This is a genomic window from Acinetobacter sp. V89_4, from assembly GCF_029967875.1.
GTDB lineage: Bacteria > Pseudomonadota > Gammaproteobacteria > Pseudomonadales > Moraxellaceae > Acinetobacter > Acinetobacter oleivorans.
Map to the genome: position 1 here is coordinate 300,358 of NZ_JASCAI010000029.1, position 26,152 is coordinate 326,509.

The 26,152-nt window shown below is 39.2% G+C and carries 22 protein-coding genes; 13 read left to right on the forward strand and 9 right to left on the reverse strand.

Translation table 11 applies throughout. The features are described 5' to 3' along the window. Positions 1-8: 8 nt before the first annotated feature. The 3 genes from QLG01_RS17285 (at position 9) to QLG01_RS17295 (ending at position 3,126) form a co-directional block, all read left to right on the forward strand. The gene (locus QLG01_RS17285) at positions 9-923 is read left to right on the forward strand and encodes a glyoxalase (RefSeq protein WP_282497010.1); all 915 of its coding nucleotides are present in this window, start codon (positions 9-11) and stop codon (positions 921-923) included. A 109-nt stretch (positions 924-1,032) separates the two neighbouring features. Next, positions 1,033-2,493, forward strand: a complete 1,461-nt coding sequence (locus QLG01_RS17290) for an alginate export family protein (protein ID WP_348994508.1) — start codon at positions 1,033-1,035, stop codon at positions 2,491-2,493. Positions 2,494-2,511: 18 nt separating this feature from the next. Further along, entirely contained in the window at positions 2,512-3,126 is a 615-nt protein-coding gene (locus QLG01_RS17295) for a M17 family peptidase N-terminal domain-containing protein (protein WP_282497012.1), read from the forward strand. A gap of 94 nt (positions 3,127-3,220) precedes the next feature. Here the strand turns inward: QLG01_RS17295 and QLG01_RS17300 are convergent, their stop codons facing one another. Both QLG01_RS17300 and QLG01_RS17305 read right to left on the reverse strand, forming a co-directional pair. After that, positions 3,221-4,132, reverse strand: a complete 912-nt coding sequence (locus QLG01_RS17300) for an ornithine cyclodeaminase family protein (protein ID WP_282497013.1) — start codon at positions 4,130-4,132, stop codon at positions 3,221-3,223. A gap of 113 nt (positions 4,133-4,245) precedes the next feature. Beyond that, a complete protein-coding gene (locus QLG01_RS17305; protein ID WP_282497014.1) occupies positions 4,246-5,214 on the reverse strand; it encodes a threo-3-hydroxy-L-aspartate ammonia-lyase in 969 nt (322 codons plus the stop codon). Between the two features lie 250 nt (positions 5,215-5,464). On the opposite strand from QLG01_RS17305, the gene QLG01_RS17310 reads away from it, so the two are divergent. Beyond that, positions 5,465-6,088: a PAS domain-containing protein gene (locus QLG01_RS17310; RefSeq protein ID WP_013197177.1), complete on the forward strand. Its 624-nt coding sequence runs from the start codon at positions 5,465-5,467 to the stop codon at positions 6,086-6,088. Between the two features lie 215 nt (positions 6,089-6,303). Then, on the forward strand, positions 6,304-6,540 hold the full coding sequence (locus tag QLG01_RS17315; RefSeq protein WP_081402197.1) for a hypothetical protein: 237 nt from the start codon (positions 6,304-6,306) through the stop codon (positions 6,538-6,540). Positions 6,541-6,574: 34 nt separating this feature from the next. Here QLG01_RS17315 and QLG01_RS17320 read toward each other — a convergent pair whose 3' ends face one another. Both QLG01_RS17320 and QLG01_RS17325 read right to left on the reverse strand, forming a co-directional pair. Beyond that, the gene (locus tag QLG01_RS17320) at positions 6,575-7,261 is read right to left on the reverse strand and encodes a pirin-like bicupin family protein (RefSeq protein WP_282497015.1); all 687 of its coding nucleotides are present in this window, start codon (positions 7,259-7,261) and stop codon (positions 6,575-6,577) included. Positions 7,262-7,447: 186 nt separating this feature from the next. Further along, the gene (locus tag QLG01_RS17325) at positions 7,448-8,686 is read right to left on the reverse strand and encodes a L,D-transpeptidase (protein ID WP_151743314.1); all 1,239 of its coding nucleotides are present in this window, start codon (positions 8,684-8,686) and stop codon (positions 7,448-7,450) included. Between the two features lie 302 nt (positions 8,687-8,988). Between QLG01_RS17325 and hemE the strand changes: the two genes are divergently transcribed. The 4 genes from hemE (at position 8,989) to QLG01_RS17345 (ending at position 13,436) form a co-directional block, all read left to right on the forward strand. Next, on the forward strand, positions 8,989-10,062 hold the full coding sequence (gene hemE, locus QLG01_RS17330; protein WP_282497016.1) for a uroporphyrinogen decarboxylase: 1,074 nt from the start codon (positions 8,989-8,991) through the stop codon (positions 10,060-10,062). 5 nt (positions 10,063-10,067) lie between these two features. After that, on the forward strand, positions 10,068-10,862 hold the full coding sequence (locus QLG01_RS17335; protein ID WP_282497017.1) for a DUF817 domain-containing protein: 795 nt from the start codon (positions 10,068-10,070) through the stop codon (positions 10,860-10,862). A gap of 149 nt (positions 10,863-11,011) precedes the next feature. Next, the gene (locus QLG01_RS17340; RefSeq protein ID WP_005307224.1) at positions 11,012-11,482 is read left to right on the forward strand and encodes a DUF3015 family protein; all 471 of its coding nucleotides are present in this window, start codon (positions 11,012-11,014) and stop codon (positions 11,480-11,482) included. A 61-nt stretch (positions 11,483-11,543) separates the two neighbouring features. After that, complete coding sequence (locus QLG01_RS17345; protein WP_282497018.1) at positions 11,544-13,436, forward strand: DUF4105 domain-containing protein; 1,893 nt, start codon at positions 11,544-11,546, stop codon at positions 13,434-13,436. Between the two features lie 69 nt (positions 13,437-13,505). Here QLG01_RS17345 and blaADC read toward each other — a convergent pair whose 3' ends face one another. Together blaADC and folE are read right to left on the reverse strand one after the other, a co-directional pair. After that, positions 13,506-14,657 carry an ADC family extended-spectrum class C beta-lactamase gene (gene blaADC / locus QLG01_RS17350; RefSeq protein ID WP_192835398.1) on the reverse strand — a complete coding sequence of 384 codons (1,152 nt, stop codon included), beginning with the start codon at positions 14,655-14,657 and terminating at the stop codon, positions 13,506-13,508. A 147-nt stretch (positions 14,658-14,804) separates the two neighbouring features. Next, positions 14,805-15,353, reverse strand: coding sequence for a GTP cyclohydrolase I FolE (gene folE, locus QLG01_RS17355; RefSeq protein WP_001187844.1), 549 nt, complete (start codon positions 15,351-15,353; stop codon positions 14,805-14,807). Between the two features lie 260 nt (positions 15,354-15,613). Here folE and xdhA point away from each other — a divergent pair, with 260 nt between their 5' ends. From xdhA to xdhC, 3 genes are read left to right on the forward strand one after another with little or no spacing between them, the layout of a single operon-like run. Further along, on the forward strand, positions 15,614-17,113 hold the full coding sequence (gene xdhA, locus QLG01_RS17360) for a xanthine dehydrogenase small subunit (RefSeq protein WP_282497019.1): 1,500 nt from the start codon (positions 15,614-15,616) through the stop codon (positions 17,111-17,113). A gap of 1 nt (position 17,114) precedes the next feature. After that, on the forward strand, positions 17,115-19,490 hold the full coding sequence (gene xdhB / locus QLG01_RS17365; protein ID WP_282497020.1) for a xanthine dehydrogenase molybdopterin binding subunit: 2,376 nt from the start codon (positions 17,115-17,117) through the stop codon (positions 19,488-19,490). A 6-nt stretch (positions 19,491-19,496) separates the two neighbouring features. Further along, a complete protein-coding gene (gene xdhC / locus QLG01_RS17370; RefSeq protein WP_282497021.1) occupies positions 19,497-20,480 on the forward strand; it encodes a xanthine dehydrogenase accessory protein XdhC in 984 nt (327 codons plus the stop codon). 10 nt (positions 20,481-20,490) lie between these two features. Here the strand turns inward: xdhC and QLG01_RS17375 are convergent, their stop codons facing one another. Genes QLG01_RS17375 through trpD form a run of 3 tightly spaced genes read right to left on the reverse strand, consistent with a single transcriptional unit; the run spans position 20,491 to position 23,061 of the window. Continuing rightward, a complete protein-coding gene (locus QLG01_RS17375; protein ID WP_252059048.1) occupies positions 20,491-21,186 on the reverse strand; it encodes a Smr/MutS family protein in 696 nt (231 codons plus the stop codon). Between the two features lie 9 nt (positions 21,187-21,195). Beyond that, complete coding sequence (gene trpC, locus QLG01_RS17380) at positions 21,196-22,002, reverse strand: indole-3-glycerol phosphate synthase TrpC (RefSeq protein ID WP_252059050.1); 807 nt, start codon at positions 22,000-22,002, stop codon at positions 21,196-21,198. 9 nt (positions 22,003-22,011) lie between these two features. Beyond that, on the reverse strand, positions 22,012-23,061 hold the full coding sequence (gene trpD / locus QLG01_RS17385; RefSeq protein ID WP_252061328.1) for an anthranilate phosphoribosyltransferase: 1,050 nt from the start codon (positions 23,059-23,061) through the stop codon (positions 22,012-22,014). Between the two features lie 357 nt (positions 23,062-23,418). On the opposite strand from trpD, the gene QLG01_RS17390 reads away from it, so the two are divergent. After that, positions 23,419-26,151 (forward strand): TonB-dependent receptor, encoded by a 2,733-nt coding sequence (locus QLG01_RS17390; RefSeq protein ID WP_282497022.1) that lies wholly within the window; start codon positions 23,419-23,421, stop codon positions 26,149-26,151. Position 26,152: the final 1 nt, after the last annotated feature.

Below are 26,152 nucleotides of genomic sequence, written 5' to 3' on the forward strand. Positions count from 1 at the left end.
AGTCTTTTATGCGTAAATCATTATCAGCCTTGCTTTTAAGCACAATGCTAGTGGGCACAAATGTTACCATTGTTCCTCAAGTTTTTGCTAAAACAACAACCAGTGTAAAAAGTGAAGCGCCCGGTGTAGCTCCTCAATACGATACAACGCATGTGTATGTTAACCCCGAAGACTTCGATAAATTTACCGACAGCTTAGTCGCGACTTTTGGCGGGACCAAATCTAAACAGGGCGTTTTTCAGGTGACGCCAACACCAAGCCAAACCATTTCCCAGCTTGTATTGACTCCAGTAGGAACACTGTCTGTATTTGGTTTTAAAACTCCAATTCCATATCCGTTTGGTTTAGAAAGAACGGGCTATTTAGTCAAAGATATGGATACAGCCGTCCAGTCTGCCAAAGCAAATGGCGCAGATGTGATTGTTGATGCATTTCCTGACCCAATCGGGCGTGATGCAGTCATCCAATGGCCAGGTGGCGTAAATATGCAGCTTTATTGGCACACGACTAAACCGAGCTATAACAAACTAGAAACCGTTCCAGAAAATCGTATTTATGTTTCAAAACAAAGTGCCGATTCTTTTGTTAAAAAGTTCGTTAATTTCTCGCACGGCAAAGTGGTTTCAGACAATCCGAAAGCGGCTGGTGTAGAGATTGGACGTCCAAATGAAACGTATAGACGTATTCGCGTTGAATCTGATTTCGGCAAAATGACTGTGTTGGTTACCGATGGTCATCTTCCATATCCATATGGGCACGATATGACAGGTTATGAAGTCAAAAATTTATCGGAGACTTTAGATAAAGCCACAAAAGCGGGTGTATCTGTATTGGTAAATACCTATAAATCGGATGGTCGTGAAGCCGCAATGGTGCAGTTTCCAGGTGGTTATATTGCCGAAATTCATGCCGCTACAAAGTAATTTATTGTCTTAATGATTGTTAGAAATCAACGCTCATATCGCCTAAGGGCGGTGTGAGTGCAAAAGACTAAGTCTCTGCAATGACCTGTTTATTACCGTGGATAACCATATGGCTCAGCCTATTTCTAATGATAGAAAATATCGAATTAAGTGCTCAGAAACATACCTTAAAATTATAAAAATGAGCGTCTTGCTTACGGGGAGTTTATTTCTTTATGAATTTGCGCATGCAGAAAATGAAGTTTCAAATACAAATGCATGTCCAGCTCGCCCAAAAATCTCAACCAATCGTTGGCAAGAAAATTGGGATGTTTTAAAAAACTCATGTGTACCAAAGAAAATAGGGGATAATTTCAAATATATACCCTTTGGCGATAATAATTATTTGTCATTGGGTGCGAATATTCGCGAGCGTTTTGAAGTCAATAATAATACGAGATTTGGTAGCGGAAATAATCAAGCCGATCGTTATTTAATTCAAAGATTACAAGTTCATGCAGATGCACGTATTGGCGATCATTTACAATTATTTACTCAGCTCAGTGATGCACGAGCGTTTGATAAAAAGAATATTAGCAGTACCGATCAGAATAGACTCGATGTAGAGCAAGCTTTTATTGCTTGGGTGAGTCCTTTAAACAATGGAACTTTTAAATTTAGAGTGGGCCGTCAAGAGATGGCTTTTGACTTACAGCGCTTTATTTCAAATCGTGAGGGGCCAAATGTTAGGCAAGCCTTCGATGGAATTTGGTCGAATTATGAATATGGTGATTGGAGAGTTTTAGGCTATCTCACCAGACCTGTTCAAATTGAAAAAGATTCAACTTTTAACGACCACTCGAAGCGTAATTTAAGTTTTAGCGGCTTTCGCGTAGATAAACAAAATGTGTGGGGAGGTGAGTTATCTGGTTATTACTCACGTTATGAACGGGATAACGCATCTTTTACGAGTGTTAAGGGCAATGAAATTCGCGACTTATATGACCTTCGCCATATGGGTAAAAAGAATAATATCGATTGGGATGTTGAAGGCATGTTGCAACATGGAAAGATTGGTGGACAAACTATTCAAGCATGGGGACTCAGTAGTATTACAGGATACACGTTTGCTGACCAAGCTTGGTCGCCGCGTTTAGGCGTCCAGTTTGATATTGCTACAGGTGATAAAAACGCCAACGATAATGAACTCAATACTTTTAACCAGCTCTTTGCAAACGGCTCATACTTTACTTTGGCGGGTTACAGTGGCTACAGCAATATTATTCACATAAAACCATCTCTGACACTTAAGCCTTCCGATAAACTTACTCTGTTAAGTGCATTAGGTTTTCAATGGCGTGAAACCACCAATGATGCAGTTTATTTCCAAGGTAATAACAGCATGGTAAACACAGCAGGCCAAGGTTCAAGCTGGACAGGGGCATATATTCAACTGAGAGCAGATCAAAAAATAAATGCTAATTTGTCTGTTGCTGCCGAAGGAGTGCACTTTGAAGTCGGAGATACCATTAAGAAAGCAGGTGGTAAAGACGCAAACTATTTAGGCCTTGAGCTTAAATATGCATGGTAAAACGAGAAGAGTAAAAATATGAGCACAGATATAAAGCAAACTAAAATTGGGCGTTACCAAAATTTAAACATTGAACTCGTGACTTGGGACTGTACCTCGGCTGAGGTTGAGCTTTCCTGTGCTTGTATTTTTGAACATGAAATGGATAACCGTTCTTTTTCTGGTGGTTTGGCACATTTAGATGAAGCTCTAAACGGAAGACTATATGAAATACGGAAAAATAACTGGTTTAGTGCGAAACTCAATGACTCTCTTTTAATAAATCAAACTCCCTCAACCATACAAGCTTCTAAAGTTTTGCTTATAGGCATGGGAGCGCCAGAAGATTTCACGATAGAGCGAATCGAGACTGCGATAAAAACTGTTGTAAGAACAGCGCATCAATTGGAACTCAAAAGTGTGGCATTTGCACCGAGTCTTTTAGATACAGGTCTGAATCCTCCCACTAGTTTAAATGAACTCATGCTAAGAAGTTTAAAAGAAGAATTAGACCGATATCATCAGCTTTATTTGCAAAATTTAGTCAAAAAATCTGAAATTGAAAGATGGGTTTTTGATGCGGGTTTTCAAAATTATGAGGCGAAGGCTGAGCAATATATAGCGTCTTTTGCCAAAGTTTTTACTCAAGATTAATTCTGATTTTAAGAAAGAATTCGCAAAGCGTTATCAAAAGAAAGATGTTTTAATTTAACTGCATCAGCCTGAATGATGCAGTTAAAAGTAAAGATTAAGAAATTTCTAAAATTTTCTGGGCGATATATAAATCTTGGATCGATAGCCCTGAACTGTCATAAATTGTGATTTGTTTCTGAGACTGCCTACCTTGGGCATTTGCTAAGAGCACATCACCTATATTTGTTAAAGTTGTAGACTCAGGAGCATGTTGAAATTCACCAATAAGTTTAGACTGTACATCAAGATCACAAAATAAACCACTATGTGCAAATAACTCTGGCGGAAGTTCTTGTTTGCCTTTTTTATCGGAACCCATCGATGAAATATGAGTACCAGCTTTGACCCATTCTGCTTTAAAAAGAGGAGTGTGCGAAGAGGTTGCAGTCACAATAACATCAGCCTGTTCACAAGCTTCTTTTGCACCCGTAATTTTAAGCTGAATACCTAAGGGCTTGAGGGCATCTGCCATTTTTTCAGCTTTATTTAAGTCGCGTCCTACTATCAAAATCTGTTCAAAATTTCTAATTCTCGCTAGCGCCTCACATTCATATTTGGCCTGATTTCCTGTACCCAATATAGCCAATACTTTTGAATCTTTTCTTGCCAAGATATTGGTCGCAACTGCATTAGACGCAGCTGTTCGAAATGCATTAACTTTGCCTGCTTCAATGGCTGCTGCCATTTTTCCATTGGCTTGATTAAATAATAAAATGAGTGCGTTATGTCGAGGCAAACCATGTTTAGGGTTGTCATCCCAAAAAGAACCAACTTTAAGACCAGCCAAGTGCTGAGTCGCCGATGACTTAATACTAAAGGTATTTTTGCTATCGGACCCTTGACCATGAACCACAGAAAAACTTTTAGTTTCTGGTTGAGTTACAGCAATTAAAGCTTGGTAAATCGCGTCATAAGCCAGTTCATGATTGATGAGAGCAGAAGATTCAGACTCAGAAATAAATCTCATCACCATCTCCAAAAGTTTATTTAAATTAAGACACGAACAGGTCGAGAGGCGAGTAGTATGGAATGCCTATCTATGATGTATTAACTGAACTCATAGATAGACATTGGCTTTTATTAAGCAGATAAAAACTCTACATATTTAGAAATATCGACGTTTCCGCCACTAATAATGATGCCTATACGTTTACCTTTTAACTCGTGCTTTAAATTACGCGCAGCAGCAAATCCGAGACATCCGGTCGGTTCAACCACCATCTTCATTCTTTCAGCGAAGAACTTCATACAGCTAATCAGGTCTTCATCTTCTACTGTCAAAATGTCATCTACATTCTTTTGAATAATAGGGAATGTTAATTTGCCTAAATATTGAGTTTGAGCACCATCAGCAATGGTTTGTGGCGTATCAATATGGACAATTTCTCCTTTTCTTAAAGACATTTGTCCATCATTTCCTAGAGCAGGTTCAACACCATATATTTTACAGTTGGGAGAGAAATGGCGAGCAGACAGGGCAGAACCTGCCAATAAACCACCACCACCTAAACATACAAACAGATAATCTAAGTCACCCACTTCTTCAAATAACTCTTTTGCAGCCGTTCCTTGACCTGCAATTACATGAGGATGGTCATAAGATGGAATGAGTGTCAGGCCATTTTTTTCGGCGATCTCTTTTCCAATTTTTTCCCGATCTTCTGTATAGCGATCAAATTCAACAATATCGGCGCCGTATTCTCGTGTTGCTGCCATTTTTGCAGCAGGAGCATCTTGGGGCATAACGATTATGGCTGGAATACCAAGAGTTTTTGCTGACAGTGCAATCGCTTGTGCATGGTTTCCCGAAGAGAAAGCAACCACGCCCGCTTTTTTTTGAGCATCATTGAATTGCAAAAGCGCATTCATTGCACCACGAAATTTGAAAGCACCAACACGCTGAAAATTCTCACATTTAAAAAATACTTCTGCTTCAAACTCATTGTTCACAGTACGTGAGGTTAAAACAGGAGTCTTATTTGCAAAACCTTTTATACGTTCAGCAGCGGCTGAGACATCTTCATAAGTGGGAAGGGTTAAATTTTTCATAATTAAACCTAATTCAATGTTTTTGGATGCAAGATTTACTATTGCTCAAGCAACGCACAATATATGGACCTTGTTTAGATAAAATATATATATTTAGATAAAATGTCTAATTTTATTTTCTAATGTGATAACAATGAGATATAAGATTTTGATTTACATTAAGTTTAAAATTAGATAAAAAGTCTAAATTACTATTGCATGCTTTACGCTAGGGTTTGAAATAGTAAGTAAGTCATTTGGAGGAAATACATTGGGCAATCGTGATAAACATTTACTCACTCAGCTAGATACAATTGCAAAGGGATTAAGTGAAACGCTATCTCCTTTTTGCGAAGTTGTGGTCCATGACTTAACAAATCCTGAACATGCCATACTTTCAATACACAATAATTTATCTGGTCGAAAAGTTGGAGATCCAGCAACTGAATTAGGATTGGCTAGAATCATGTCTCCAGAATTTCCAAACCTTATTTCAAACTATGCAAATCAGTTTGCAGATGGCCGTCCCGCAAAAAGCACGTCTATTGGAATTAAAGATGAAGAGGGCCAGTATGTGGCTGCTTTATGCATGAATATTGATTTAACCCTATTTAGAGGGATGCAAAGTGCTTTAGAGCATTTCACTAAAATTGAAACTGATAACATTGTTGAAAATTTGGAGCCGAGTGGCACTGAAGCAATCCGGAAATATATCGATCAATTTGCCTCAAAACATGCCACTACACCGCGTATGCTAAAACTCAATGAGAGAAAAAAATTAATACATGAGTTAAAGAATAATGGTTTGTTAGATATTAAAAAGGCTGTCGAGACAGTTGCGCAACATTTAGGTATATCAAGAGCAAGTGCTTATTTGTATGTAAAGGAAAATTAAAAGATTTTCTATAGTTTATAAGATTGAACATAATGTTTTTGAAATTGGTATTGCGTAACCTTTGTGCTTTTTAAAAGGTTATTCTGCCAATTTTTCTGTTTTTATAAGTTGTATCTTATTTATCAAAAAACAACTTGTTTCTTCAGCATGACTCATTTAAATAATGAAATAGGAACACAACACACATCTATGTTGCTTTAGTAGGAGGTCGTTATTTGAAGTTATTTATAATTATATTTATTGCAATTTTTTCTAGTATTGGACTGATCTGCTTAATTGCTCTACTCAAAAATCTAAAAAACAATTCGTCATCTGGCGAACACGATCATTCATCTTCTTCAACACATCATTTTCACGATAATAGTTCTAGTCATCATAGCTCAAGCTATTCAAATGATTGTTCATCATCTTCAGATTCAGGTAGCTGTGATAGCGGCGGCGGTGGAGATTAAAAAAAGCCCTTTTATGCAAAGGGCTTTTAATGATTTAAGGTAAATCGAACCAGATAAATTGACTATCTTCAGTTGCCTGAATTGTTGCTTTACCTTCAAACACGAAAGCATCGCCTGCTTTGACTTCTTGATCACCAATACGGATTACGCCTGAAATCACGTGAACATAGTTCACTTTTTTAACTGGCTCAACATTTAAGTCATATCCTTTTTCCAATACAGCTGACTTTATCTCTGTATTTTGGCGAATATGCATCGGTGCATTTGCATCAGGTCCTGCGATTAAATGCCATTTGTTTGGATCATTGCGTGGGTCAAGACTAATTTGCTGGTAATTTGGCTCAGCTTCTTTTACGTCTGGAATAATCCAGATCTGTAATAAATGTACAGGCGTATCAGTGTTGTTGATTTCACTATGCGCCACACCTGTGCCAGCGCTCATGAGCTGCCATTCACCTGCTTTAATCTGGCCTTCATTTCCCATGGTGTCGCGGTGTGAAATAGCACCATCTAGCACACAGGTTAAGATTTCCATGTTGTCATGCGAGTGCGTACCGAAACCATTATGTGCATCAATTCGGTCATCATTAATCACACGTAATGCACTAACACCCATATATTTAGGATCGTACCAGCTACCAAATGAAAAGCTGTGATAAGACTCTAACCAACCCGCTTTTATATGTCCTCGATCTTCACCACGATGTAGATAAGTATTCATGATTTAATCTCCCAAATTTTTTATTTATCTCTTGAGAAATATATTAATGTTCTATGGAGACTAGAAAAATAGGCTAACTGCAACATGTCGTTGCATAATTGATATGGTTGTAAAGTTTTTTATTGATCACTTTTTTAAGAATAAAAAAACCTGCCATGAAGGCAGGTTTTTTAAAGAATATATGGATTACTCAAGGAATTTAACAGTTACGCCAGACCGTACTTTATTTCCTAAATCGTTTGCATCCCAGTTTGTTAAACGGATACAACCGTGTGATGCTGTTTTAGAAATTAAAGATGGGTTTGGTGTTCCGTGAATACCGAAAGATTTTTTACTTAAACCAATCCAGATATTACCTACTGGAGCATTCGGGCCAGGTGGTAAAGAAAGTGGTTTTAAGTTTTTACCTTGTACGAAGTTCGAAGGTGAATAGCTATACCAAGGGTTACGAGCCACACCAACTACCTTGTAAGTACCGGCCGGAGAAGGCGTATCAGTACTGCCAATTGTTGCAGGAAATGAGGCAATCATTTGGTTCCGGCTATTGAAGAGATACAATTGTTTTGCACCTTTATGGGCAATAATCAAATGAATATCTTCTGGTAAATCATTGCGTACGTTTGGAACAATGATTTTTTCACCCGCTTTTTTGAATGTCGCAGTTGGGTTAATTTTCTTTAAGAAAGCTTCATCAATATGAAACTTCTCACCCAACATTTCGGTTACACGTGTGTAGTACAAACCTTTCATTTTAGCTTGTAATGCGTAGTCAGAAGGAATCGACTCAGCATATGGGCCTTTTAAGTCAGCATCAGAAATCGTGTATTCAATAAATGCTGGCTTGGTTTGTTTAGCAACCAATGCATCCCAAGTTTCTTTGGTCAGGTCACCAGTAGGTGATAAACCATTCATTTGTTGGAATGAAGAAATTGCTTTTAATGTATTTTTACCGCTCATGCCGTCAATTGCACCTGGCGAAGCATGTGCATTATTGAGCATTACATGTGCACGCGCATAAACTGGAAGTTGGCCTTTACCAATATTTTCAGACCATTCTGCCGAGTTTAAGCTATCTAAAGTCCATGATGCAGCGGTTGTCGCAGGAGCCGTAGACGCAGCAGTGCTTTTAGCAACAGCTGGAGTAGACGCCGCGATGCCTGATTCAGCATTTGGATCTTCAGTTTTCTGTAAATTTTGTAATGTTGTTGACGCTCGATTTAAGTCGTTTTGTTCTTGAGCGGTAATTTGTGTCGAAGCTTGAGCTTTTACAGTTGAAGCTGCATCTACTGCTAAAGGATCAATCGGATCTTCTACAGGAGCTGATACCTTTTTAGGGTTCAGGGGTTGCTCAGTTGTTGAAGCAGCAAAAGCAACATTAGCAATAATACAACTTAAACTCATAGCGAGTAATGAGCGAACAAACATGTAATTCAACCTTAAGAATTTTCATATAAGCAATAGGGGATTGATCTAATCTCAAAGTGCATAAAATTACCAATAACTCATTTCTATGAGCCCAAGATTGGTAATTTAGTGATTAAAAGAATATCCAACGACCCCAATGTAACATGTTGCAAGTATTGCAGAAAACCCCAAGGCTTGCAGTAGACTTTTGTGTAAATATGCATTTTTTAGTAGATTGACGAGTTTTTTGTGTGAAATTGAAATTATAAAAATGTCTCTGTTTTTGATATGATGCTGCCACATAAAGAAGATAGAGATTGGTAATGACGACTTTGAAAAATGATCGTTTCCTCCGTGCTTTGTTACGCGAACCTGTAGATACCACACCGGTGTGGATGATGCGTCAAGCAGGGCGTTATTTGCCTGAATATCGCGAAACACGTTCACAAGCAGGTGATTTCCTATCTTTATGTAAAAATACAGATTTTGCCTGTGAAGTGACTTTACAACCTTTGCGTCGTTACGACTTAGATGCAGCAATTTTATTTTCAGATATTTTAACTATTCCAGATGCACTCGGTTTAGGACTTTATTTTGAAACTGGCGAAGGCCCTAAGTTTCAAAAGACTGTACGTACTGAACAAGATGTCGCAAATTTACCAAAGTTAAATGCAAAATCAGATCTTGATTATGTGATGAATGCGGTAAGTACAATTCGTTCTGCTTTAGGTGGTCAAGTTCCACTGATTGGTTTCTCTGGTAGCCCTTGGACGCTAGCAACTTATATGGTTGAAGGTGGTTCAAGTAAAGAATTCCGTTTTACCAAGCAGATGATGTACGCTCAACCAGAAGTTTTACATGCTTTGCTTGATCATTTAGCAGACTCAGTCATTGACTATTTAAATGCTCAAATTGATGCTGGTGCTCAGGCCATCCAGATCTTTGATAGCTGGGGCGGGGCATTAGCACACCGTGAATATGTCGAATTCTCTTTAAACTACATGAATAAAATCATTGCAGGTTTACAACGTGAGAAAGATGGCCGACGTATTCCTATCATTGTGTTCACGAAAGGTGGTGGTCAATGGTTAGAACCAATGATCACAACAGGTGCTGATGCTTTAGGTTTAGATTGGACGACACCATTAAATACAGCTCGCACTACAGTGGCTGGACGTATCGCTCTGCAAGGGAATCTTGATCCGGCTGTTTTATACGGTTCAGCTGCTTCAATTGAGAAAGCAGTGAAATTGATGATAGACGATGCTTACGCAAATGGCGAAAAGACCGGTTACATTGCTAACTTGGGCCATGGGATTACTCAATGGGTGGATCCTGCACAACCAAAAATCTTTGTAGATACAGTGCATGAGTATAGTGCTAAATATCTAGGATAGTTTTTGTGCAATATCTAACTTTACCGTTTCAATTTATCGGCAAGGCTGTTTCGGCAGCCTTGTTTGGTATTTTATTGTTAATTGCTTTTGCTTTAACAGCGCCGATGGGAAGCCATGAATACATGGGGTTCTATCGTTATGATTATTTACTGACCTATGCACTTTTAATCCAGATATGCTTACTCTATTTAAAACTGGAGTCATGGGAAGAAGCCAAGGTCATCGCTTTATTCCACGTTATGGCAATGGTTATGGAAATATTTCTAACGCATCCTGCGATTGCATCGTGGCAATATCCACAGCCCGCCGTATTTAAAATTTTAACTGTGCCTTTATTTGCAGGTTTTATGTATTCGGCTGTAGGTAGTTTTTTTGCACGTTCAATACGACTGTTTCAAGTATCTTTTGAAAAACTTCCAAGTTTTGGAACGATGCTGTTACTGGCATTTTTCTCATATATAAATTTTATGAGTAAATTTTTTGTTCCAGACATTCGCTATATTTTATTCGCGATTAGTATTTTTATTTTTTGGAAAACAAAACTTTATTTCCAGTTAAATGAACATAAATTTAAAATCCCGATGTTACCTGTTTTGTTTACACTCGCGTTTCTGATCTGGATTGCTGAAAATATAAGTACATTTTATAAAATCTGGCTTTATCCAAGTCAGGTCGATGCTTGGCATATGGTCGGTTGGGGCAAACTGGGGTCATGGTATTTATTATTACTTTTAAGTTTAGTATTGGTGCTTAAAATACTAGGCAACAGGGATAATCAAGGTAACTGGAATTTAAGATAATTTTTCTTTTGCACTTTTTATCATATTGTTTATTTTTTAATTGCTAAATCACAGCCTTCTCGTTATCTTTAATATCGTGTAATAAGAATTACACATAACAATACAACACATAAGAAACAATCAATAATGATTTTTGGAGATTTACATCTATGTTAAAAAAATTAGCTTTAGCTGCGTTATTAGCAGCTGGTTCAAGTGTTGCAATGGCTGACAACGATGTGGGTTGTGGTGCAGGTACACAAATATGGGCTGGTAAAAAAGGAGTAGCGCCTAAAATTCTTGCTGCAACAACAAACGGTATTTTTACTAACCAATTATTAGGGATCACTTTCGGTACTTTAGGCTGCCGTCAAGGCGGAACAGTAACAGCGCAAGTTGTAACATTCACAAATGAAAATGCAGAAGCTTTAGCACGTGATATGGCTGTAGGCCAAGGTGAAAGCCTAAACGTACTTGCTGAGTTAATGCAAATCAAACCTCAAGACAAAGACCGTTTCTTTAAAGTTTCAAAAGCAAACTTTGGTGAAATCTATTCTGCCAATAACCAAAATACTCTTCAAGTTTTAGCATCACTGCAAACTGTAATGGCTAAAGACGACGTTTTAAAAGCTTACGTATAAGTTTGAAACTGAAAACCCTGTCGTCTGGCAGGGTTTTTCTTATATTTAATGATAAAAATTGATGAGCTTAATGAAGTCAGTTGTTTTAGTTTTTGCCTCTTTGGCAGTGAATATTACATATTCAGCAGATATAAATCCATCTATTCAAAAATATTGGTCAATTGCAGAACAGAAAAACTTAGATCAAGACATTACATGGCAAAGGCTCATGTATGCCAATAAAGACCATAAAAGTGATGTCACTTATTCTGGCTATTTCATGGCAGAAAATGGGAAAAATAATTTAAAAGAAGAACTGAAAGCTGACATCTCGGCATTATTTATGCCTGCTCAAGATAATCAGTCGATTCGCTGTAAATTTCCGGCACGCAGTCAATGGCTCATACAAAAAGTAGGCATCCAAGAAAGTGAATTGCCTCAAGTGAAGTGCTCAGAACTTGAAAACTGGATTGGACAGATTAAGCCTCATAAAGCGACATTAATTTATGCGACAGATTTTATGGGCAATCCGAGCTCCATGTTTGGGCATACTTTATTGCGTTTAGACCCGAAAGATCAGCAACAATTAAATTTAGTTTCCTACGCTGTAAATTATGCAGCAACTGTGGCCGGTAACGACAACTGGTCATATGCATGGAAAGGTTTAACAGGGCAATATCCGGGTGAATATTCACTGATGCCTTATTACCGTAAAGTAAAAGAGTACGGCGATTTTGAAAGCCGTGATTTATGGGAATATGAGCTAAATTTGACACCTGAAGAAACACGGTTTTTAGTAAGCCATATTTGGGAAATGCAACATGTGAGCTTTCCTTATTACTTTGTGAGTGATAACTGTGCCTATCGATTGTTAGGGTTGGTTGATTTAGTAAAACCTGAGTCTCACCTGCAAGAGAAATTCACTCATGCTTCCATCCCGATGGAAACTATTAAATCGATGCAGCAGCAAGGGCTCACCAAAGCTCCTGTATATCGACCAGCTTTGGAAACTCAGCTATTAGCACAAGCTCATCAGCATGGTGCCTCATTAGCAAAAGTGGCCCATCAAATTGCGATGATGCCCACTCAGCAGTCTTCTCAGATTTTAAAATCATTTAGTGAGCAAGATCAGGCTAAAATTTTAGAGATGGCTTATGATGATTTATATCTTCAATTTACGAGCCGTAAAATAGAAGAAAGCGTTGCTCAGCCACAGTTACGCCAGCTTTTAGCCCTTAGAAGCCAGATTGATTTAGACAAACAGCGTCAAGAACCTAAAAGACCAACAAAAGAGCCAACTCAAGGTCACAATGCACGTAATATTTCAGTCAAAGCAGGCGAGGTTCAAGGAGAAAAGTTTATCGAACTTGGTCATCGCCAAGCCTATCATGACTTAATAGATCCTCAAGGAGGATATCGTGCGGGAACACAATTACTCTTTTTAAATGGTAATGCACAGTGGCGAGATGACCATTTAAAGCTAGAACGTCTTGATCTGCTAGAAGTAAATTCTTATAACCCGATTCAACCTTTTAAAACACCGCTGAGTTGGGGATTTAATTTAGGTTGGCGTCAGGAAGCGATTCATGATGGTGCTTTTAGTGAAGAAAAACAGCATGGTGTAGCGAATTTTAATGCTCAGGTTGGATATAGTTTTGCTGACTATGAGCGCAAACATGTTTGCTATGGGCAACTACAAACATACCTACAAGCCGGTTCAAATCTAGATAAAGGATGGCGTGTGGGAATGGGCCCGACTTTGGGTTGTATGAATCAGTGGTTTGAACACTTCAACTCTGTAGTGCAAATTGAATTACCTTATTGGGAAGATCAAAACCAATGGAATTTGAGAGTAAATACTCAGTGGCAATATGTGATTAATAGTAATAATACTGTTCGATTAAATTTGGATTATGAACAACAAAATCATCGAGACTGGATGAAATCAAGTCTAGGATATGTTTGGTTCTTTTAAATAGCATTACGAATAAAAAAAGGGAAAAATGAATGAAATCATTTCTCCCTTTTTTGTTTTAGCAAAAGATTATTTCTTTATTGCATTCAATACTGCATACGCTGCTTTAATGCGTTCTTCATTGGGAATACGTTTATTGGTTAACATGACTAAACCAATATTTTCTTTTGGAATAAACACAACATAGGTTCCAAAACCATTGGTTGAACCAGTTTTGTGGAACATCTTAACTGAAGGTTCTTTTGAAATAGCAGTCACTTTATTAGGCTTCATCACGATTTGTTCTGAATTACTGTCTAATAAAGTCTGTAACGGTGCTGGATAAGAGAACTCTTCCCAACCTAATGCTTGATACATCGTGCCTACTTGGTAGAAACCTTGATGTGTTTCATTAATTGCGCGTTGAATATCTGCCGGATATTTCTGTGGATTTAGATTGGCATTAACGAAACTCAGCATGTCTGGTAGTGTCGATTTAACGCCGTACGCAGGTGCATCTAGCGGGCCAGGGTTAACTCGAATCGGCTGATTTTCTTGGTTATAGCCAAATGCATAGTTTTGCATTTGAGTTTTAGGCACATTTACATAGCTATGTTTTAAGCCAAGATCTGGAAAAATGGTTTTTTCCAAGACTTGGTCGAAAGGTTTACTCATAGACAAAGCAACAACTTTTCCAAATAAACCAATGCTTGGGTTTGAATATTGTCGATATTCACCGATTGAGTTTTTTGGTTTCCAGTCTTTGAAAAAAGTTAAAACTTGCTGATTTGTTTGGACTTCATCTGGAAATTGCAAAGCAAGGTTGCCACTCGTATAAGTTGCAAGTTGAAGTAAGTTAACTTGGTCAATTGGTGTGTTTTTTAATTCTTTCCAATATTTTCCGGGTGTGTCTTTAAAAGAAATTGTTCCTTTTGTTTTGGCATATCCACCAGCTGTAGCAGTAAATAATTTACTAACTGAACCGAGCTCAAAAATGGTACTGCTATTTACGGCTTTTTTATCTTGAACGGATTGTAGACCATAATACGTTTCATACTTTTTATTATTTTGGATGATGCCAACAGCCATCCCAGGCACATCATATTTTTCTAATAACGGTTTAAAGTTTTGATCAACCAGTTTCTTAATTTCTTGCTCTTTTGGTGTATTCCCTGCATAAATTGAGGTATTAAAAATAAAAAGAGGGGATAAAAGTAAGCAAGAAATTTTGTTAAATCGCATGATTAACTCATAAATTATTTAAAATTAAAGATGTGTACTTTTATAACAAAAATCACATAATTTGATTGTTATGTTTTATAGAGTAAGTGCTTTATCTAAATATAAAAAAAGCCCAACTGAGTCGGGCTTTTTGCAGTAGTTACCAGATTAGTAGCTTTCTGGTACTGCACTTAAAAATTCACGGCGTGCTTCTTTGTCAGTTTTAAAATCTCCGACAAAAGAAACTGTACGAGTTGTAGATTCCTGTTTACCTACACCACGCATCATCATACACATATGTGCTGAATCGATAACGACAGCCACACCACGTGCGCCAGTCACTTCAGCGACAGCTTCAGCGATTTGCTGAGTTAAATTTTCTTGAATTTGCAAACGACGAGCAAACATCTCGGTAATACGCGCAAATTTAGATAAGCCAAGAACTTTGCCTTCTGGTAAATAGGCAACATGAACACGGCCATAGAATGGGAGGAGATGATGTTCGCAAAGCGAATAGAATTCAATATTCTTCACCAATACCATTTCATGGTTATCTGATGGGAAAACCGCATTATTGGTGACTTCTTCTAAAGTTTTACTATAGCCGGAAGTTAAATATGAAAAAGCTTTAGCCGCACGCACAGGCGTATCTTTAAGGCCGGGACGATTAAGGTCTTCACCGACGGCAGTCAGAATGTTTGCGTACGATTGCTGCATTGACATAAGGCGTATAAATTTACTCTATTAGACAAGCTCGGCATTGTATCAGAAACATGCCCTGATGTTCATAACTCGTCGCACTATATTTATCCTGTTCGGCGCGCATTAGATAAATGGTGAATAAATTTCATGTTTTTTATCGTTAATAGTCAATTATTTGAGCATGAAATGTGCAACTAATATGGGTAAGTTATAAATGATCGCCTGATGGCATCATATTTGCAAATATGCCGTACTATAGAGCATAAGGATAAAACATGTCAGAACGTCCAATCACCTTTTTTTTTCGTGGTAGTCAGCAACAAGTAGAAAATGTATTACCCACAATGACAGTCTTACAATTTTTACGAGAATATACTCAATTGGGTAAGACTCGGCAGACTGGTACAAAAGAGGGCTGTGCTGAGGGCGATTGTGGTGCATGTACCGTAGTAATTGGTGAGTTGGTCAATGACAATCTGCAATTGCGCAGTGTGAATGCGTGTATTCAGTTTTTACCGACTTTAGATGGTAAAGCCCTATTTACAGTAGAAGATCTGCATAATTTATTGCCTACACAAGATGGAACACTTCACCCAGTACAACAGGCAATGGTGGATATGCATGGTTCACAATGTGGTTTTTGTACGCCCGGTTTTATCATGTCCTTATGGTCAATGTATGAAAATGAGCAATATTCTCCAAGCAAAGATCAAATCAGCGATTATCTTTCTGGAAACTTGTGTCGCTGTACAGGCTATCGTCCTATTTTAGATGCAGCACAAAAAGCATATGACTATCCGCGTGTTTTATTAAAACGTCAAAAAATAATTGATGTATTAAAAGAGATCAGAACATTACCTGCATTACATTTAAATGATCATGGTCAACAATTCTTTGCACCAAAGACTTTGCAGGATTTTGCCGCTTTACGTTTGCAGTTGCCGCGAGCACGGATTGTTGCAGGTAGTACAGATGTCGGTTTGTGGGTAACAAAGCAGGGGCGTGATTTAGGCGATATGCTTTATATCGGTCAGGTGGAAGAGCTGAAAAAGATTGTAGTCACAGACTATGCTTTAACGATTGGGGCAAATGTCAGTTTGAGTGATGCACTCATCAAAATTTCAGAGTTTTATTCCGACTTTCAAGAATTACAGCGCCGTTTTGCTTCCATGCCGATCAAAAATGCAGGAACGCTAGGTGGAAATATTGCCAATGGTTCGCCTATTGGCGACTCAATGCCGGCATTAATTACCCTAGGTACACAATTGATTTTGCGTGTAGGTGAACAGATCCGTGAACTTGCCTTGGAAGACTTTTACCTCGATTATCAAAAAACAGCATTACAGCTTGGTGAGTTTGTAGAGGCGATTGTTATTCCACTTCGTGAAGGGCAGATGAGTTTTAAATTTGCTAGCTATAAAATTGCCAAACGTTTTGAGCAAGATATTTCTGCGGTATGTGCGGCCATTTCATGTGAGTTAGATACTTATCATGTCGCTCACAATGTCAGAATTGCTTTTGGTGGCATGGCTGCTATTCCCAAACGTGCAAAATATGCAGAAGCCATATTGGAAGGTCAGCAACTTACAGCAGAATTGATCGTTCAGGCTCAAGAGGCATTATCGCAAGACTATCAACCTTTAGATGATGGACGTGCTAGCTCGGCATATCGGTTACACGTCGCGAAAAACTGTTTACAGCGGTTTTATGTAGAAAAAGTCCTGTCTAAAACGATTACTCGTGTGAATGACTTGATTGCTATGGTGGAGATCTAACATGAACCAAACCATTGACTTAAGAGTTTCTAAAAAATCCGCTAAAGCAGGCGACTCGATTCCACACGAGAGCGCCCATTTACATGTGACTGGGCAGGCGACCTATATCGATGATTTACCAGAGCTTGAGAATACCCTGCATCTGGCGGTCGGATTTTCAAATTGTGCCAAAGGTAAAATTAGTAAATTTGATTTGGATGCAGTACGTCTGGCTGATGGTGTCCATGCAGTTTTTTCGGCAAAGGATATTGATGTTGAAAATAATTGGGGACCAATTGTAAAAGATGACCCAATTTTTGCCGAAGAGCAGGTTGAGTTTTATGGCCAAGCCTTGTTTGTGGTTGTTGCTGAGAGTTATCAGCAAGCCCGTCAGGCAGTTCGCTTGGCAAAAATTGAGTATGTGCCTGAAACCCCAATTTTAACGATTCAAGATGCGATTGAAAAAGAATCGTGGGTGTTACCGCCTGTTGAATTTAGTCATGGTGAAGTTGAACAGTCATTTCAAAATGCAGCACATCAACTTTCAGGTGCTATTGAGCTGGGTGGGCAAGAGCATTTTTATTTAGAAGGTCAGATTTCCTATGCGATTCCACAAGAAAATCAGAGCTTAAAAGTCTATTGCTCAACACAACATCCAACCGAAATGCAGCTGCTGATTTGTCATGCACTAGGCATGAATATGCATCAGGTGAGTGTGGAAAGCCGCCGTATGGGTGGTGGTTTTGGTGGAAAAGAGTCGCAGTCGGCGCAGTGGGCATGCATTGCATCTTTGGCAGCACAAAAAACAGGCCGTCCGTGTAAATTACGCTTGGATCGTGATGATGACATGAGTGCTACAGGCAAACGTCACGGTTTTGCTTATGAGTGGTCTGTAGCCTTTGATGAGAGTGGTGTTCTGCAAGGCTTAAAGGTGCAACTGGCTTCAAACTGCGGCTTTTCCGCTGATCTTTCTGGGCCAGTGAATGAACGTGCGATTTGCCATATTGGCAATGCCTATTATCTAAATGCAGTTGAGCTACGTAACTTACGTTGTAAAACCAATACTGTTTCTAACACGGCATATCGTGGTTTCGGTGGACCGCAGGGCATGTTTGTCATCGAAAATATTATTGATGACATTGCTCGTTATTTAGGTTGTGACCCGGTTGAAATTCGTCAACGTAATTTCTTTGCCGAACAGCCCGGTGCTGGACGTGACCGTATGCACTATGGGGCAGAAGTCCGTGATAATGTTGCGCCAAAATTGGTAGCTGAATTATTGCAGACTAGCGATTATGCGAAACGCAAACAAGACATTCAGGCCTTTAATCAGAACAATGACATCCTTAAACGTGGTATTGCGTTAACCCCATTAATGTTTGGTATTTCGTTTAACGCCGTGCATTACAATCAGGCAGGTGCACTGGTCTATGTCTACATGGATGGCACTGTCGCGATTACGCACGGTGGTACAGAAATGGGACAAGGGCTATATACCAAAGTACGGCAGGTCGCTGCACATGAGTTGGGTTTACCAATCGATAGCGTTCGTTTAATTGCAACCGATACTTCTCGTGTACCAAATACTTCGGCAACTGCAGCATCAAGTGGCGCAGATCTAAACGGTAAAGCTGTTCAAAATGCCTGTATTAAAATTCGTGAGCGTCTGGCTAAACTTGCAGCCGAAATAAGTCAAAGTGAAGCTGAACAAGTCCAGTTTGAAGATAGTATGGTTTCAACAGCGAATGGTCATTCATGGACATTTCCTGACTTGGTTCAACGAGCATATATGGCACGTGTACAACTATGGGACAGTGGTTTTTATAAAACTCCAGAAATTCACTATGATCAGGTCAACCATTTAGGGCGTCCATTTTTCTATTATGCCTATGGTGCAGCGGTTAGTGAGGTCGCAATAGATACCTTAACTGGGGAAACGAAAGTATTACGTGCTGACATTTTGCATGACGTTGGGCGCTCAATTAACCCTGCAATTGATATTGGACAAATTGAAGGTGGTTTTGTTCAAGGGATGGGATGGCTCACGACAGAAGAGCTGTATTGGCAGCCGCATGGACCACACGTAGGCCGTTTGTTTACCCATGCGCCTTCAACTTATAAAATCCCGACCAGTATAGATATTCCTCATATTTTTAATGTCAAACTGTTCAATAATCAAAATCAGGCAGACACCATTTACCGCTCCAAAGCAGTAGGTGAACCCCCATTTATGTTGGCATTATCTGTTTTCTCTGCAATTCGTCAGGCGGTACAGGCGGCTATTCCAGAAAATGCACCGCTCGTACTCAATGCTCCAGCAACTGCCGAGGAAATTTTACGTGCAATTGCTATTGGACGGGGACAAGCTTTGGCTGACCGCCCACAAGCTAAAATGTAGAAGATTATGCAACATTTACAATGGTGGACTGATTTTGTGGAGTGGCAAGTCGATGCTCTACCTATGGTATTGGTCACAGTAGTCCGCGCTGATGGTTCTACACCGCGAGAGGTTGGTGCAACCATGTTGTTGCGGTTTAATTTGCAACAGCAATGGCAGCAGTCAGATACGATCGGCGGTGGGCATTTAGAGTTTCAGGCTATTGATATTGCTAAAGCAATTTTAAAAGAAACGGAAACTTGTGTGAGGCGTATTGAACGCTTTAACCTCAGTGCTCGGTTAGGGCAGTGTTGTGGCGGAGTAATGTGGTTATTGTTTGAAAAAATATCACCCGCTACGGTCACATCGGATTTATCCGTGAGTTTGCAAGCATGGCGAGCTGGAAGGCATATATGGCGTAACGTCTCACATCAATATGCATCCACTTGGCAGACTATGGATAGGGAACAACAACCAAGTTTCGAGTTTGATTCTGACAGTAGTGAGCAATGGCAATTTGGCCAGCAGATTCAACCTTATACCATGCAAGTGCTGATTTGTGGAGCAGGGCATGTGGGGGAAGCAATTGTTCGCTGTTTATTGCCTATTGGTGTTCGGGTGAAATGGATTGATCCGCGTGATGATATTTTCCCAACAGACTTACTGGAACAGGTGCAATGTTTAACGACTGATACGCTTGAAGCCGAAATTGAGCATTTTGACCGTTCAGGTGCAGTTTTAATTTTAACTCATGATCATCAATTAGATTTGCAACTGTGTTTTACAGCCTTGAAACCTGAGGCAAAACCATTTGCTTATGTTGGGATGATTGGCTCAAAAAGTAAAAGGGCTATTTTTGAAAAGCGTATGCAAGTACGCGGTTATACTCTGGAAACACTACAACGTTTGGTTTGCCCGATCGGGGTAGAAGGAATTTCATCGAAACAACCTGCAATGATTGCCATTGCAGTAGTTGCTCAATTATTGCAGGTGTTTGATGTAAAAAAATGATCCCAAAGGATCATTTTTTTTGTTCGAACTTTGGATTTTTTTCTGCGCGTTTAAGCAGCACGAGAACGGCACCTGTACCACCTTGATTTTCAGGCGCACTTACAAATGCCAAAACATCGCGGTGTTGACGTAACCATCCGTTGACATAGGTTTTTAAGACCGCTTCAGGGCCTTTGCCATGCACAATTTTGATGACATTTTGATTTTCATCTTTTGCCATCTGAATAATTTGTAAAACTGCGTCACGTGCTTGTTCAATGGTACAGCCGTGTAAATCTACAGCTTCAAACCAACGCATCTTGCCTGCTTTTAAATCTTCAAAAACCTTATGTTGAAGAGTCGCAATGCGATAGCTTAACGTTGCTTGACTTGCGACAGGATTTAAAGCAGCTTGTGTATCAGATAGTTCGGCATGCTCAGTGTCACGGCCACCTTCGGCAGCTGCACGTTTAGCTAATGTTTGAGCATCAACTTTTCTGGCGCGAGGAACTCTTACATCAGCAATATTACTATTATTGATGGGTTTAACACCTGCTACAGCGCTTTGAAACAGATTTGCATTTTCCAATTCTTCAGACTCAGCCGGAGGTTGTTTGGTCTCAGGCTGACTTGCGATTTTGCTTGAATGAGGATTGGAGATTTGCTTTTTAAATTGCTTCAATAACTTTTGTTGCTCTTTAGAAAGCGATGAATCTTTATTACTCATATATCTTCATTAAACCGTTTGAGGTTGTCCAAAAAGGGCAGTAAAAGCTTGATCTGGACGTGGTTGTTTCATAAAACTTTCGCCGACCAAGAAGCTATGAATATCATGCTCTTGCATCATGCGCACATCATCTGGTGTCGCTATACCGCTTTCAGTAATTAATAAACGTGAGGCCGGAAGTAATTTTTTCAATCGAATGGATGTATTTAAATCCACATCAAACGTTTTTAAATTACGGTTATTCACGCCTAATAAACATTGCTCAGAAAGCTTTAAAGCGCGTTCCATTTCTTCTTCGTCATGAACTTCAACTAGTACATCGAGTTGATGTTCAAATGCAGTTTTAGACATTTCTTCGAGTTGCTGGTCAGATAAGCAAGCAACAATTAATAAAATACAGTCAGCATGCAAAGCACGTGCTTCAACTACATTATATGGATCGATCAGAAAGTCTTTACGTAAAGCAGGCAGGGCACAATGACTGCGGGCAATCACAATATTCTCATCTGCACCCTGAAAGAAATCCACATCGGTCAATACCGATAAACATGCTGCTCCAGCTTGTTCATATTGCTGAGCAATTTCAGCAGGATTAAAATCTGCGCGAATAATCCCTTTTGATGGAGAGGCTTTTTTAATTTCAGCAATTACACCTGGGCGTTTATGTTTTAAAGCATTTGCAAAGCCACGCACTGGAGTCGCAGCTTTTGCTAATTCTTCAACATCTTGCAAATTACGTTGTTTTAAACGCGCAGCAAGTTCCTCATGTTTACGGTCAACAATTTTACCTAAAATGGTATTTTGAATATTAATCATGAGAAGTCCTTAATCTGCCTGACATTGTTTTAATGTTTTGGTAAATTCAGCCAAAACACTCATTTTTTCTAAGGCTTGTCCGCCATAAATAATATCTTGCGCGAATGTAACAGCCTGAGCATAAGTCTTGGTAATACCAGCCACATAAATACCAGCACCCGCATTAAGCGCAATCATGTTTGCAGCTTTTTCACCAATATCGGATTTATTTTTGCTTAAAGCATCTTTAATCAATTTTAGACTTGCCGTTGCATCAGCGACTACCAAACCACTTAAGGTTTGTGACTCAATTCCGACATCTTCAGGATTAAGCGTCCATTCAGTAACTTCACCATCTTTCAGTTCGGCAACAGCAGTAGGAGCAGCAAGACTGATTTCATCAAGACCATCTTTTGAATGAACAACCATCACGTGTTCAGCACCGAGTTGCTTCATAACTTCAGCAATTGGGCGGCAAAGTTCATCTGAAAATACACCAATGACAAAGCGTTTTACGCCCGCTGGATTCGTAAGCGGCCCCAGTAAATTGAAAATACTGCGGACACCAAGCTCACGACGTGGCCCAGCAGCGTATTTCATTGCTTTATGATGGTTTGGTGCAAACAAGAAACCTATACCCATTTCACGGATACAGCGTTCGGTTTGTTGCATATCTAAATCAAGATGAATACCTGCTTGTTCAAGTAGGTCTGATGAGCCTGATTTACTTGAAACACCACGGTTACCATGTTTGGCAATGGTTGCACCTGCTGCCGCAATCACAAAGCTTGAAGCAGTAGAGACATTAAATAAGTTTTGCCCATCGCCGCCAGTACCCACAATATCAACTAAATGTTTGATATCACTGACATCAATTTTAATCGCAAATTCACGCATGACACGTGCAGCTGCAGTCATTTCATCAATACTTTCACCCTTCATGCGTAAGCCCATCATTAAAGCACCAATTTGTGCTTCAGTTGCCTCACCTTGCATGATGCTGCGCATGATGTCTTCCATTTGAGGCTGAGTCAAATGAATGTTTTTGGTAATGTGGTTGAGCGCCTGTTGGATATTCATAGTCATGATTTACAGCATTAATGATTAAAATTTTTAGGTGAAGTTGATCAAGAGTGGAAGGTTCGGCTTGTTGCGTTCCATGATTCACTAGCTACGGAGAGCTATGTTAGCAGAAAATAATCAAAGATTTTTGTTGTTCGATCATAGTTTTAAAAAATTTGCTCGTTTCTTACTTTACTTTGATTAATAAACAGAATTTATTTATGGAAAAAGGTTTTAGTTTATTGTGAGTTTTTATGATAAATAATTAACCATTTGGTATATCTTAAACGCCAATATACCTAGGAAAAATGTGTATAAATCAATCAAATTAAAGTGGATATATTAGGGCAATCTTTATTTTGTCTACTAATAAATATGTATTTAAATAACTTGAAATATCTAGGGGCTTTAAAAAATAAGCGCTCATTTATTTTTGTATTTGTTTCACTGTTTCATCCATTAGAAAGTTATGCACAAGAAACTGTAGAGCAACCACAAAACCAAACTAAACCAGATAAAGTAGTCCGTGTTGCTGTGACAGGATCTCGGATTTCAAAAGCACAAAAAGATGGCCCGACCAGTGTCACCGTAATTACCGCAGCCGATATTGAAAAACAAGGTTTTAGTAATGCATTTGATGCACTCAATAATTTGACGCAGAACACGGGTTTTGTACAAGGTGCCGATTATGGAAATACTTTTACACCTGCGGCTAACGCTATTAGCTTAAGAGGCTTAGGACCTAATCATACTTTAACTTTGATTAATGGACATCGGGTTGCAGACTATCCTGTACCTTATGATGGCTCTGTCAATTTCGTAAATTTAGCCAATATTCCAACTGCCATTATTGATCGTATTGAAATATTAAACGGTGGTGCCTCTGCAATTTATGGTTCAGATGCAATTGCAGGCGTGGTGAATATCATTCTGAAAAAGAAAACAGACGGCACACAATTTAATATCAAGGCAGGTGGAACAAAAGACGGTGGTGAAAACTTACGTTTACAACTAAGTGGCAGTAAGACTTTAGACAAGCTCAGCCTTGTTTATGGGGTTGAACTCAGTGGTCGTGAGCCGATATGGGCAGCCGATCGAGATTTTATGAAGAGCCGAACTCGTTTAGGAGAAAAACCAGACACGATTGTGGGTCGTAAAAATGCTGATACTGGTAAATATCTTTCAATTGGCGGGTGTCAGGCCTTTAATGGTTTATTTAACGGATCAGTCAATAATATTGGACAAGCAGGTGCGGACAATTGTGCGAGTGGTTTGGCACGACCGACTTATTGGACTGTTCAAACTCAAAATCGCAGTCAAAATGGTTATCTCGGTTTAGATTATGAGTTAAATGATAAAACTCAATTATTTGCAGATTTTTTGATTGGGGCAAACCAAATTGAAAATAATACGCGTAGTCCGACATGGACTTCTTTAGCTGCAACGAGTGGTTATTTCCTAAATCAAGATTCGGGAAATTATGAAATTTGGAATCGCCGTTTTGCACCTGAAGAATTAGGCGGGGTAGAACGAATAAATAAAAAATGGAAAGAACTTTCTTCTAACTTAAATTTTGGAATTCGAGGCGATATTGGAGAGACGAGCTGGAGTTATGAAGCAGCCTATAATGGTTCCATCTATACCAGTCAGCTACGCCGCCAAGGCTTATTACGCTCGAATGTTGATGAGTACTTCTTAGGTAAGCAACTTGGTACAGATGCAGATGGTATTCCTATTTATTCGCCTCGCTTAGATCGTTTAAGTCGACCACTGACAGCAAGTGAATTTGAAAGCATTTCGGGAACCACAAAAGAAAAAGATAAGTCGTGGGCACAAAGTTTGACCCTAAGTGCGAATGGTGACGTATTTAAGTTACCTGCAGGAATGGCCAAACTTGCGGCTGTGGCTGAAATTGGGCGTCAAGGCTTCTCGATTAAGCCAGATGAGGCGATCGAAAATGGTGAATATTATAATTTAAGCTCTAGTGGCGAATATGGCGGTACACGTACCCGCCAAGCTCTTGGCGCAGAATTATTCTTACCTTTAGCAAAACCGTTAAATTTAACGCTGTCTGGACGTTATGATCGTTATGCTTTGTCAGATAACAGTATTGATAAGCTAACTTTCGGTTCAGGTCTCGAGTTTAGACCACATCCAACTTTATTGGTGCGCGGTAACTACGCGACCAGCTTTCGTGCACCAGATATGAACTATCTGTTTTTAAATAAACAAAAAGGTTATTTCGAAAAGACCACCGATTATTTACGTTGTAGCCAAACGGGACAACCTTTAGATAAATGTAGCTTTAAAGATTACGCGCCTGGGGCGAATTACACTTTAACCGGAAACAAAGAGCTTAAACCTGAAGAGGGTAAATCTTATGGTGCAGGTTTTGTTTGGTCGCCAACCAATAAGTTTGACATTAGCGTCGATTACTGGGATATCAAAATTGATAATCTTGTGAGAAATTTGAGTGATGACAAAATTCTACGTTTAGAAGCAGATTGTCGTTTAGGCAACCAAGATATTAACTCTGCGGCCTGTATTGATGCTTTGGCACGTGTAGAGCGTAACCCTGCAAATGCAGTTGTCGATCCAAATGTGATTAAGAATATTAATATTGTGCCGATTAATGCTGCATCAGACCATACTCGTGGGATTGATTTCACTAGCAGATGGCGTTGGAAAACAGACAGTTTTGGTAACTTTCTCTGGACGGTAAATTATAGTCGTGTACTAGAACATGAATATCAACAATCAAAAGATCACGAGAAAGATGACTACTTAAAAGATTTAACTATTCAGGATTGGCGTGACCGTTTTAATACCAGTCTCAGCTGGAGCTTTGGTGATTGGGCATCAACAGTATTAGTTAATCGTTATGGCAAAATTCCAAACGGCGACCAGACTGCCTATTTAAGCCCAACGTATTTAGTGAACTGGAGTGGTACTTATCAAATCTCTCCAAAAGCTTCTGCTTCAATCATTATTAATAACTTGTTTGACAAAGTGAAACGAGATGACACAGGCGGTTGGCCGTATTATCCGGTAGGATTATATTCGCCATTCGGCCGTCAAGGTTGGTTGGAGTTTAACTATAAATTCTAAG